Source organism: Erwinia sp. PME.40.26/001, assembly GCF_055556675.1.
In genome coordinates this window covers 313,593-326,116 of record NZ_JBVHNP010000005.1, presented here as the reverse complement: position 1 = coordinate 326,116, position 12,524 = coordinate 313,593, and the positions used below count along the sequence as shown (strand labels likewise).

The 12,524-nt window shown below is 58.3% G+C and carries 5 protein-coding genes; 1 reads left to right on the top strand and 4 read right to left on the bottom strand.

The window, feature by feature from the left end:
• From ACZ3HG_RS16495 to ACZ3HG_RS16485, 3 genes are all read right to left on the bottom strand, one after another.
• On the bottom strand, window positions 1–9,830 hold a 9,830-nt coding region (locus tag ACZ3HG_RS16495), incomplete at its 3' end, for a hemagglutinin repeat-containing protein (protein WP_465333428.1).
• Between the two features lie 12 nt (window positions 9,831–9,842).
• The gene (locus tag ACZ3HG_RS16490; RefSeq protein ID WP_191933212.1) at window positions 9,843–11,519 is read right to left on the bottom strand and encodes a ShlB/FhaC/HecB family hemolysin secretion/activation protein; all 1,677 of its coding nucleotides are present in this window, start codon (window positions 11,517–11,519) and stop codon (window positions 9,843–9,845) included.
• Window positions 11,520–11,647: 128 nt separating this feature from the next.
• Window positions 11,648–11,812 carry a hypothetical protein gene (locus ACZ3HG_RS16485; protein WP_191933213.1) on the bottom strand — a complete coding sequence of 55 codons (165 nt, stop codon included), beginning with the start codon at window positions 11,810–11,812 and terminating at the stop codon, window positions 11,648–11,650.
• A gap of 65 nt (window positions 11,813–11,877) precedes the next feature.
• Here ACZ3HG_RS16485 and ACZ3HG_RS16480 point away from each other — a divergent pair, with 65 nt between their 5' ends.
• A complete protein-coding gene (locus tag ACZ3HG_RS16480) occupies window positions 11,878–12,276 on the top strand; it encodes a MysB family protein (RefSeq protein WP_062743775.1) in 399 nt (132 codons plus the stop codon).
• Between the two features lie 19 nt (window positions 12,277–12,295).
• On the opposite strand, the gene ACZ3HG_RS16475 is transcribed toward ACZ3HG_RS16480, so the two are convergent.
• Window positions 12,296–12,514, bottom strand: coding sequence for a YceK/YidQ family lipoprotein (locus ACZ3HG_RS16475; protein WP_423244826.1), 219 nt, complete (start codon window positions 12,512–12,514; stop codon window positions 12,296–12,298).
• Between the last annotated feature and the right edge of the window lie 10 nt (window positions 12,515–12,524).

Genomic DNA, 12,524 nt, shown 5'->3' with positions numbered 1-12,524 from the left:
GTGATTTCACCCACCGCCTGCGCCGTTTGCAGACGCTTTTGCTCTTTCTCTTTGTTAAAGATCGGGCTGATGCTGCCATTAGCCTTAGTGGTGTCGCGGCTCAGACTGCCTACATCCTGCTGTTGGTTAGCCGTATCGCGGATAACAATATTGCCCTGCCCGACCGCAGACTGAGTGGTGCCTTCCGCATGCCCCTTGCCGTTCAGCCCCGCCAGCAGCGTGCTGGCCGAGTTCGACAGCACGTTGCCCAGCATCTGGCCGCTCATCGTTCCGCCGTTGCTCATACCGGCGCTGATCCCACTATGGCTGACTTTGTAATCTGCCTGGTTGCCCAGGTCGCTGAAGCCCAGCGTCCCGGTCTCCAGACGATTTTTGTCTGCCCCTGCCTGGCTGGCCACCACCGCACCGTTCAACTGGGTGTGGTCGCCCACCCGGATATCGAACCCGCCCTTGCCCGCATAGATGCCACTCTGCTCCATAACACTATCATAGGTGCTGTGCATCTTGTCCTGACTGGCACTGATGTAACCTGAGGCCGTCGTCGAACCGAAGGTAAAGCTGCCGCCTGCGCCAAGGCTGGTCTGTTTTGAATCGTAGCGGTCGCTGTCCTGCTGACTGGTGATGGTCAGGTTGCGCCCGACATCGGCGCTGACCTGATTACCGTTCACCTGAGCGCCGGTTAACGTGGTGTCACGCCCGCTGTTCAGCGAGACGTTACCACCGCTGTCGAGGGTGGTTTCACTCCACTGCGTACCGTTACCGGCGTCTTTGCCTTTCGCGCCGTTGGCACTGGCAAAGATGCTCAACCCGGCGTTGCCACTGCCCACGCCAAAACTAACGCCCACGCCGCCACCACCGCTGGAGTTACTGCCGACAGATTGCTGCGTGTTGGCCGCGCCGGTTAACAGGATGTCATTCGCCGCCGTCAGCGTGGTGTCACCGCCCGCTTTCAGCTGGCTGCCGCCAATGGCGATATCCCCGCTGTTTGCCGATTTACCTTTACCCGTTGCGGTAATCGCCAGATTCTGCCCGGCATTCAGGGTGGATCCGGATACGGTATCACTACGATGCTGTGATTGTGATGTTGTTTTTTGCGAGTTCAACGAAATGCTGACGCCAATTCCGTTATTCGGGTCGCCGCTGACTTGCGCCTGCTGGCTGGCCAGCTGTGCCTGCACCCCGGAGAGGGCGGTTTTTGTCGCCTGCAGGGCCGCCAGGCGACTGTCACTTTCTCCTTTCGCCGCCTGTGCGGTGGCGATGGCATTATTGATCGCCTCGCCAACCGCACCGGAGAGCGCCAGCGTAATCCCCGTGGATTTCTGCTCGAACCGCTCGTCCACGGTACGCTTATCATGACCCGGCGCGATGACCACACTGTCACCGTTGACCGTTAACGATTGACCCGCCACCAGGTCAGCACCGCTGATCTTCACGCCGTCAGCCGCGCTGACCGTCACATTGCCCCCGGTGCTGCCGACGGTACTGACGCTCTGGCTCTGGGTCGTGCCCTTCACTTTTAAGTCATGCTTCTGGCTGGAGGTGCCGATGGTGATACCAATCCCACCCGTACCCATCAGCCCGCTTTTTTTCGTTTCACTGAAACGCCAGCTGGAGTCCGTGTTGGTCGCGGCAACAATATCGATATTACTGGCCGCTTTCAGGGTTACGTCGTCGTCCCCCACCACCTGCGATTCTTTCACCAGGATATTTTTACCGGCCTCCACGCTGACGTTATCACCGCTCAGCAGCGTGCCTTTCTCCGCAGTCGAATAGTCCTCTTTGATGGTGTGGGTGGTTTTTTTGCTAAGGAATCCTTTTTTGGTTTTCGTCTCTTCTTTGTAGAAATAATCACTCTCGGTGGCCGTCGTCAGGTTGACGTCATTCCCCGCGTTCAGGGCAATATCCTGCTGTGCCGTCACCTGGGTGGCCGCACTGTTAATATCCCGCCCCGCCTGCACCGCAGTATTGCCGCCGCTGGCAATCTCCGTGCCCTGCTGGCGCACCGCTTCGTGGATTTCCGTGCGTTCGCTGCTGCGGTAGCTGTCACCTTTAGTGGTGGTGGCCGCCAGCAGATTCACATCCCTGCCCGCCTGTAATGTCACATCGTTATCGGCCACCAGGCCTGCCGCCTGGCTGTTCAGATCGCGGCCTGCGCTGAGCGTCAGATCATTGCCGCTGGTCAGCGTGGTGCGATCCTGACCGGTGACATGGTTTTCCCCTTTACCCTTGCTGCTGCGCTGCGCGGTGTCTGCTGCGTTCAGGTTGAGGTCGTGCCCTGCCGACAGCGACAGATCCTTTGTCGCGCTGATGGTGCTGGCGGTGGCGCTGAGATCGTTTCCGGCATTGAGGGTTAATGAACCACCCGCAGAGAGATCGCTGCCGACGTTGTCGACCTTACCGCTGCTGGCGATGTTTTTGCCGGCATACCCGGTATAACGACTGCTGCTGGACGTCTGATTGGCATTGATAGCAATATCGCCTGCCGCATCCAGTTTCAGATCGCCGCCTGCCGTCACCTTACTGCCGGTGACCGTAATATCCTTGCCCGCTTTCAGCGTTACGCCCTGCTGTGCGCTCATCGTTGCCGTTGTGCCCAGCTGGGTCTGGCTCATTGCCGCACCGGAGCCAAGCCAGCCTTTGCTACTGGCGTTCCACTGCGTGGCCAGCGTCTGGTTATTAATACTGCCGTCGAGGCTCTCCAGCGCCAGTGTTTTGCCACTGATGGCCGAACCGATATTGTTGATATCGCCCAGCGCGCTGAGGTTCATATCCCCGGCAGCGCTTATCAGGCCTGCGTTCAGGTTACTGATGCTGTTCTGGCTGTTGATATTCAAATTGGTTTTGGCGGCCAGCGTGCTGCCATTGTTGGTCAGCGTTCCGGCGTTGAGTTCCACCGAGTTAGCGGCAATCACGCTGCCGCTGTTGACGGTAATATCCTTCGGTGACAAATAGAGCTTTGGCACCATCACGGTTTCGCCGTTAATCTGCGTCGCTTCCCACCAGACAATGCTGTGGTCAAGCGCAGCAACCTGTTTTGCATCCAGCGATACGCCAAATTTCAGGTTCAGCGACTGCTGGGCGCTGGCCGCGCTATCCAGCAGATAGCGCATCTGTTCCAGGTCGGAACCCACTCCGTTCAGATAGCGGTTGCCGGTCTGATTAAGCAGCGCATTGCTGACATAGCGGGTATCAAAGGCCGCATCACCCAGCAGACGGTAGTCGTAGTCAGGCTTAAGATTGAGGCGATCCAGCAGGTAGGACGATCCAAGGAACTGTTTCTGGTCGGTGTAAGCACTGCGCGTTTCCTGCGGTGCGCTGCCCGGCTGTTTGCCCAGTAACGCATTGAGATCGCCAAACAGGTTGTGATCCAGCTTGCCCAGCCCGTCGAGCTGCGGATTGGTGACGATCAGATACGGGCTTTTGGGATCGCTGGCAGGAACGAAATAGCCGTTATTGCCGGTGGGCAGTGGCCACGCGCTGGTGTCGATGCCCTGAGCCACCGGCTGCTGCAAAGGTGTGGCGGCCTCAGGAAACAGCGATGTGCTGCTGTGACTGGTTGTACGCTGGTCGGCCAGGGTCACCATTGGCTCGCCACTGCTGTCCAGCGCTTTGCCATCACTCATCTGTTGCAAGGCAGACTGGATCTGCACCTGCCACTGGGGTGAATTGACCGTCACTTTTTCTGTGCCGGACAGGGCCTGTTGTTGCACAGTGCTGCCGATACCCTGCTGGCTGAGGGTATTGAGCACGGGTTTTGCCAGGGTACTGGTGATCGTGCCGCTATTGGCACGGGTAGTCGTATTGCTGACGTTACTGGTGAAGCTGGCGGTCAGTGCCCCCCCGGACTGAATCACCGCGCGCAATGTGCTCCCGGAGGAGAGGTTTTCAGTGGTGGGGCCGCCACTTAACAAGAAAGTAAAGTCGAAACTCTTTTTCGTGTGATCCGGGTCCTTGATGAATGTTCTACACGTCTTCGTATACATTTGAACGCATTCATATGTCTGCCAGACGCGTGCCGTTCCATTTTCAATCGAGTCATTATCCAATCTGCTTCCCTGCAATTGCATACTTTTGCTGGCAAGCAGATCGCTGGCTTTATTTTCCAGATTATCGGCATTGATGGTCAGGTCTTTTCCTGCAGAAATACGTGCTGCACCCCCGCTGGCGCTAGCCGTTACCTGTTTTTCGCTTACCAGAACAGTTTGCTGATTGTATTGAGTCAATAAATCCGCGTAGGGATGATCGATGCACACATTGCCCTGACCGTGACAAGACTCATCGTTACCAAATGTCAGCTTATCCCTGGTCATAGGGAGCATGATGCTCCCAGAATCAGACGGATAATAACTCTTCTCATCCACCTTATATGTCAGCCCGTCGCGCTGATTAAGCAGATGCGCAGTGGACATCGAAATGTCCCCATTTCGCGTCTCAATGGTGCCGGAGGTGTTAATGATTTCACTGTTGGCATTGCCTGCGGCATCACGCTGCATCCAGAGATTATTGTCGGCGAGGATATCGCCGCGCTGGTTGCGGATGCTGTTGGCCTGCAGACGCATATCCTGGCCGGCATAGAGTAAGGCTGTGTTAATGATGCTGCCCGGTGCCGTCAGCGTCAGTGACCCACGGGTTCCGGTAAAGCCGGCGACATTGATATCGCCACGGCTGGTCAGCGAGATGTCACCCCCGCCCTGCACGCTCCCGGCGTCATTGAGGTTGATCTGGCTACCAGTCAGGGTGCTGGTTCGAGTGCCAGAGGTGATTTTCCCACTGTTGCTGAGGATGCTCCCCGCGCTGAGAGTAATGCCCTGCCCCTGCATCACGCCCTGGTTATCGATGGCACCGTTGCTGGTGACCGTCAGCTGATTGCCTGCCGCCAGCGTGCCGCGATGCGTAAAGGCGTTGCCCAGTGTGGCCGTCAGATCCCCAAGGGCCACCAGCTGGCCGGTGGGGGACAGTTCGCTGGCCTTGAGGGTCAGCACACCGCCGCTGAACAGCCGGCCGCTGTCCTGCTGAACGACATTGTTCCCCGTAACGGCTAACTGCCGATTACCCAGTACGGTGCCGCTGTTATTTAGCTGTTGGTAGTCAACCGTCAGCCGATCGCCCTGAACACTGCCCAGATTGAGCAGACGGCTGCCCGTCAGGGTGCCCTGCTGCTGTACCAGCAGCGTGCCTTTATTTTCTACCTGTGCCGCCTTGAGCAGCAGGTCGGTGGCCTGCAGCCAGCCTTCATTGTTAAACTGCGCGGCATTCAGAGTCAGATCGTCGCTGGATAACAGCTTCCCGCCATTCTGCGCCGTCCCGGTGAGATCCAGCCGGGTCTGTTTGCCGCCCTGTATCGTACCGTCGTTGCTCATCTGCGCCGCCTGGAGCGTCAGCGCCTGCTGGCTGAACAGTATCCCGTTCTGATGATTGGTCAGGCGATCGCCGATGACCAGAGTCAGCCCGTTATCACCCTGTAACCTGCCGCTATTGTCCAGCGTGCTGCCGTTCATGGTCAGCGTATTGCCCTGAATACGTCCGGCATTCTCTATTGAGGTCGCATTCACGCCCAGCGCACCGCCGCTTAACAACGATCCGGCCTGCTGCTGTTTTAGCGCACCCGTCAGGCCCAGGGTCAGGTTATCCACCCCACTAATGGTGCCCTGGTTATCTAGCGTATCGGCCGTCAGCGTGAGATTTTTAGCGGTCCACTGCCCCTGATTGCTGAGGGTGGCGGCATGCAGTAACGCGCTGCCCTGTGCAGCGATCTGGCTACTGGCAGCGGAGGTCAGCGTATCACTCAGCTGCAAAGCCAGGTTGTCGGCGCTCTGTATACGGCCCTGATTGCTCAGGGTGCGGGCGTTGGCGACAATATCCTGCGCCTGCCAGATGCCATCATTACTCAGGCTGTCGCCGTTTATTCTCAGGGTGCCCTGGGTCAGCAGCTTACCGCTGCCGCTATATATGCGTTGCACTGCGGGTGTTGCCGCCAGCGCCATGCGTGCCACAGCGGCGGGGAGAGATCCGAGGGTCAGGGCCTGCAACCCCACCAGCGTGCCGTTGTTGGTCAGCGTTGCGGCGTCTACCGCCAGCGTGCTGCCCTGCACCGCGCCCTGATTAGTGAAGCCGGTGGCACGCAGCGTCACGGCATCTTCGCCGAGCAGCTTGCCGGTAGTGTTCAGCGTCGCAGCATCAAGCTGAATGCCGCCCTGGCTTAAAATCTCACCCGTATTCACCAGCGTATCCCCGACCTGTGCCGAGACGCCTGCGCTGCCAATGGCCGTTCCGAGATGCTGCCAGTTCTGCGCCGCCACACTCACCTGCGCCCCCTGCAGCGTGCCGTCAGTGGTTAACCCATTACTGCTGAGTTCCAGGCTGCCGCCGCTCAGGGTCTGCCCGCTGGCGCGCTGGATTAGCCGATCGGCGGTGGCAGTCAGGTGTTGATCACCCTGCCACAGGCCGCTATTGCTAAGGGTATTGCCGTTTAGTTCGAGGTCGCGGGCGATCATTTTCCCGGTGTTTATTACGCTGTCTGCGCTTAACTGCGCCGTCGCCTGGCTGCGGATCTGACCGCTGTTCTCCAGCGTGCCGGTCAGCGCGCCGTCAAGATGGTCTGATCCCATCAGGGTGCCGCTGTTGGTCAGTTGACCAAGGTTGAAGCGCAGCGTTGCCCCCTGCCCCTGCCCGGCATTGATGGCACGGTCACCGTGCAGATCCAGCATCCCTGCACTCAGTAACTGACCGCTGGCCTGGTTATCCAGCGTGGTGGCCGTGAGCGTCAGCGCGTTCTCGCCCTGCATCCGTCCGGCATTGACCAGCGAATTAGCTGCCACATCCAGCTTCCGGCCCGCCAGCAGTTGGCCCCGGTTATTCAGCTCGCGCGCCGTCACCGTCAGGGAGTCACTGACCTGCAGTAACCCGTCATTGTTCAGACTGTCGAGCGCCAGCGTCAGTCCGCCCGCCTCCATCAGCGTACCGCTGGCGGTGTTGTTGAGTTGCGTCGTATCTAATGTCAGTGCGCGATTCGCCTGTAACAGGCCGCTGTTGGTCAGCACGCGGGCCACCGTCAGCTCACCACGGTCAGTGATCAGCAGCGTTCCGCTGTTGTTAACAGTTGCGCTATTCAGCACCAGATGCCCGGCCTGTAGCTGACCGCCATTGTTCAGAGTGCGGCTGGTCAGGTCAGCGCGCTCACCGCTCACCAGCGTTGCCCCCATCAGGTTATTGATTGTCCCGCTGTTCACCACCAGCGCCTCACTGCCCTGTATCCAGCCACGATTGACCAGGCTGGTCGCATTGAGGGCCAGTGCTGGCGTAACCATCTGGCCATCATTGACCACCGTCGCGGCATCAAGGGTCAGCGTGCGGGTGGCACTGGCTTCACCTCCCAACTGCTGGGTGAACTGCTGTGCCAGTGTCAGAGCCGTGGTCATCCCCTGCAGGAGGCCGCTGTTGTTCAGGCTGTCTCCCTTCACCACCAGCGCCCCGTCAGAAAGTATGTCGCCCCGGTTGTCGACGGTTTGCACCTGCAGGGTCAGGTTGTCATTACTCTGCAACGTACCGTGATTATCAAGACGATCGCCGGAGATGCTGAGTGCTGCCGCGGCGATCTGCCCGCCGTTATCCATCCTCTTGCTGGTCGCCGTCAGCTGCTGCTGTGACAGTAACACCCCCCCCTGCTGATTGTTCAGATCGAGATAATCTGCGCGCAGAGAACGGGCGTTGATCTCTCCCCGGTTATCCAGGCTGTCGCCACTCAGCGTCATATTGCCATCGCCGGCGATCAGTCCGGCATTGTTAAGCTGCGCCGGGTTAAGCGTCAGGTCACCACCGCTGTGTAGCGTGGCACCCTGTAAATTATCAAACAGATCGGCCTGCAGGTGCAGGGCGCGGCTGCCGTCCAGCAACCCGCCGTTGGTCAGGTGCTGCGTGTTCAGCGACAGTTCGGGTGCCACCAGCGTGCCGCCGTTGGCCAGACTGTTGGCGGTGATGTCGATGCGTGCCGCGTTACTTTTGCCGCGATGATCGAGGGTGGCGGCATTGACGGTAAAGTCGCCGAGCGCTGTCTGGGTACCCTTCAGCGTCGCCTGCTGTGCTTCGACAGTCAGCTTGCCCCCACTCTGGACCTGCGCCGTGCTCAGGGTCGTCAGCGCCTCCCCCTTCAGGGTCAGATTGCCACCTGCGTTGACCTCACCGCCCAGCTGCATCTGACCGGCCTGCAGATCAATCGCCTGCTGGCTGGTGATACGGCTACCCTGCTGGCTGATAAGTGTGTCACCGCTCAGGGTAATACCCCGGCTGCCGGACAGCAGCCCCTGCAGCTCCCCCTGTCCGCTATGAACAGACAGCAGGCCTTCGCTGAGAATATTTCCCTGCGCACCCTGCGTCAGCCTGTCGCTAACCGTCAGGCTGGCATCCGTTTTCGCACTGAGTGTGCCGTTCTGATCAAGCTGGCGCGCCGTCAGGGTTAACCCGCCACCGCTTAATATCTCTCCCTGGTTATAAAGCTGGCCACCGTCGACCGTCAGTCTGCCGCTACTCTGCAGCTTGCCCCGATTATGCTGCGTGGCGGCCTGCACCTTCAGATTGCGGTTAGCCACCAGCGCGCCGCTATTCTCCAGCGTGCCAGCCTCCACGCTAAGATCCTGCGCGGCGGTGAGTTTCCCCTGCTGCGACAGAGTGCCGATCGCGGTGCTGTGTATATTGCCTGCCGCATTCCCCTGGCTCTGCACATCCACCCTCAGCGCATCACCGTGCAACTGAATATCGCGGGCTGCGGTCAGCGAGCCATTCGCCAGCGTGACCGTTTTTCCGGCATTCAGCACCACATCACGATCGCTGACCAGTCCGCCCTTCTTAAGCGTCACATCACCGTCACTGCTGACCATGATGTCGCCACCAGCTTTATGATCGCCGCTGAGCGCCACTGCCTGACCGTGGACCTTCAGCGCCCCGCTGGCAAGGCTGTTGCTTACCGACAGCTTGCCGCTGGCATCCAGAGTAATATCGCCCTGACGAGCATTGAGGTTACCGAGATTGACCCCCAAGCCTTTGTCGCTGGAGACCAGACGAATACGATTGGCGTACATGCCACCGAGCGCGCCGGTATCTACCGCCACCGCCGGCGGTGAACTCGCGGAGGACACGGCGGTGACCTTACCCTGTGCATCAACCCGGTTCGAACCGACAATGACCGTCAGATCGCGGGCATGGATATCCGCATTGATTTCAGTGGCGCGCGCAATAATTGACAGGGCATCACTCTGGCTGGCATTCAGCCCCTTCCCTTCAACGATAATGCTGCCCCGGGAGACGTCCAGACTGCTGACGTTGCCTTTGCTGTCGAAGGTCGGTTTCCCGGTCGTCAGCGTCACCTGCGGGGTGTTGATAAAACCGCAGCCATTACAGGTGATACCGTACGGGTTGACCACCATCACATTGGCGGCCTTCCCGGCCACCTCGGTAAAACCCTGTAACTGCGAACGGTTGCCGCCGACCACTTCGTTAATGATGCCGCGCGCTTCTTTACCTGCAGTCAGATGAGGGTTGTTCTGGATCAATCCGCCCAGTTGGGTCTGCGTCAACGGGCCAGTGGCGTTATTCAGGATCAGGCCCGGCTTGCCAACGTTATAGTCTTTAAACTGATTGTGGGAAATTCCTGCCTGATTGGGCGTGGCAATGTTCAGCACCGGCACCCCGTTGCCCGCTTTATCCACCTGGCTGCCCGGCGTCACCGGGGTGAGCGCCGCCACCGCCGGCAGCAGTGGCTGCCCGCCAATCAGCGCACAAATCAGATAACTCAGCAGGCGCTGAGAACGAGGAACCGGGTGCTGAAGATTGTCCATAATCATTGCCTCTTAAAATACCAGCGAGATGCGGTACTGCACGACGATCGGGTCTGGTGCCAGCCAGTCCGGATAATCCAGCGGTGTTCCCAGGGTTAACTGAGTCGAGATATAGCGCTGACTGGTCGTAAGGCCGATGGCACTACCCCACAGGGTGCCGGATGCCCAGGGATCGAACCGATCGCTGTGCAACCAGCCACCGTCCAGCGCAGCCACTGCGTTCACCTGCCCCAGCACCGGCAAGGTAAACAGGCTGTAGTTCATTTCATTGCGCCAGTAGCCGCCGTTATCCCCGGAAAGGTACTGCTCTTTAAAACCGCGTACCGAGCTGTCCCCACCGAGAGTCAGGCGCTCGCTGCCGTACAGACGATCCGGTGACCACTGGCCGTAGAAGCTGCTTAACCACCACAGGTCTTGAGTGACGGGCAGCTGATAGCTGCCGCTCAGGCTCCATTTACGGAACTCTGCTTTCGGCACATCGCCGTTTTTACCCTCGTCACTTTCCGCCGAGAACCACGGCATACCGCGCGTCAGCATCGGGTTAAGGGTGGCGATGCCACCCCACAGCTTTTGCGTATGATTCACGCCAATTTGCAGGCTGGAGAGATTCCGACTGCTGCTCTGCAGTCGTGCATCGTTGAGCCAGTTACGGCTGCTACGCTGATTCACGCTGACGGCGAGGCCGGTTTTGATGTCACTGTTGCGGTACAGCCCCCAGTAGCCGTTAATGCGGTGGGTTTTAGTGTCCCCGCGCGACAGCCAGTCAAAACCGTTATTATTGATAGTACTGAGGTAATTGCTCCAGCTGTAGCTGTAGTCCAGCAGGCCGTATCCCCAGGGAATGCTCACACCGGCCTGGACATTTTGTGCATCATGCGCACTGGAGAAGGCCGAACTGCGTCCGCCGCTCACAAACCAGCGATCGGCCAGCCCCAGCGGGTTATTGACCGTCAGTGAACCGCTCAGTTGCCCGCTACCGGTACTTTTCTGGCCGCTGTTATCAAAACTCACCGAGGCGCTAAGGGGGATTTCCGGGGAAGCGGTCAGATTGACGACCGAATACCCCGGCTGGTCTGCGGGGAGGATTTCGATCTGCACGGGCGTGGTACGCAGGCGGTTGATCTGCTCCATTCCCTGTTCGATATCACGCAAGTTAAGGATTTTCCCTTCCCTGCCAGGAAAGGCCATCTTCAGCTCGCGCGCCACTGCGCCGTTCAGGCGGATCTGCTGTAACTTGCCTTCCAGCACCGCCAGCGTTAATTCACCGCCGGAAAGATCCTGCTCGGGAATAAAAGCGCGGCTGGTGATATAGCCCCGGCTGATATACCAGTCAGAAACCCGGTGGGTGAGCTGACTGATGCTGGCCATATCCAGGCATTTTCCCTGCCACGGGGCCATCAGTTGCTGCTGCTGGCGCGGGGAGATCAGGGTACTGCCCGTCAGGTGAACCGTGGTAATACGAAAACAGGGCCCGTCAGGGACTGCCGGCTGAGCCGCAGTGCGTACCTCGGGCAGGGCCGTGCTGCGCTCCAGCTCATCGCGTTGCTGCTGGTTTTGATCGAGGATCTGCTGCTGCTGCTGGCGCACCGCATCACGGTCGGCCGGACTGAGCGGCGCAGCCGACGCACTGGCGATACTAACCGTCAGCAACAGGGCTGTCAGTGTCCTTACTGGAAATAACATCATCATGATATAAGCGCAATAAATGTAAACAAGGCAATAATGGAATGCGCACAGATTACATAATGAGAAATAAGAATAAACTTAATTTATACTGTTTGAAACATTATCTCTAAAGTTTATTTAAATTTACTATTTTATTCTGCTTTAATTAAAATAGCGACAATGATAAACAATCCCACCTCTTTATTAATAATGTATTTAAATGAAATTTTTCTTTCCGTGATATCGCCGTTCACACCATCACTGTCACAACCCTTACCTTTGTCCTCCCCGCCCACGGATACAAATTTTTTCTTCACTTGCCTTGCATCCTGGCCCATAGCGGCAACAATTACTCTTTACCAAGAAAATCAGGGAGAAGAAGATGACACTTTATGCCACGCTGGAAGAAGCCATTGATATGGCTCGTGAAGAGTACCTTGCCGCCAACCCGGAAGTCGATGAGGAAGACGCCTCCGTCAACCAGTTCAACCTGCAAAAATATGTCATGCAGGACGGTGACATCATGTGGCAGGCCGAGTTCCTCACCGACGACGGTGATGAGGGGGAGCTCCTGCCGGCGCTGAGTGGGGAAGCCGCACAGGCAATTTTTGACGGTGACTTTGACGAGATCGAGTTGCGTAACGAATGGCTGCCGGAAAATACCCTGCACGAGTGGGATGAGGGAGAATTCCAGCTGGAGCCTGCCGCTGGCAGTGAAGAGGCAGATGCGGCAGCGGAAGAGTGGGAAGATAATAATACCGACGCCGATAACCGCGCCTGAGGATCAGTGCAGAAAGTAATTACTCATAAGGGCCGTGGCTGGCATCGACCGGCACCAGCAGAGTATCCAGTATCAGCGACAGCGGCAGGTCAATTATCGTGATAAAGCGCCATGCCGAACTCCGCACATCCCACTGTACGCCCGGGTAATACTGATTGCCGTGCCCCTGTCCGGGCACGGTTCTACTGATAATACTGCCGCACCCGCTCAGTACCAGCAGGCTGACTGCTACGATCATACCGCGTAAA

What these genes read in the sequence shown, in the direction of transcription:
- ACZ3HG_RS16490 (WP_191933212.1), bottom strand. Translation starts at nt 11,519, where the DNA reads ATGATGATGTTATTTCCAGTAAGGACACTGACAGCCCTGTTGCTGACG.
- ACZ3HG_RS16480 (WP_062743775.1), top strand. Translation starts at nt 11,878, where the DNA reads ATGACACTTTATGCCACGCTGGAAGAAGCCATTGATATGGCTCGTGAA.
- ACZ3HG_RS16475 (WP_423244826.1), bottom strand. Translation starts at nt 12,514, where the DNA reads ATGATCGTAGCAGTCAGCCTGCTGGTACTGAGCGGGTGCGGCAGTATT.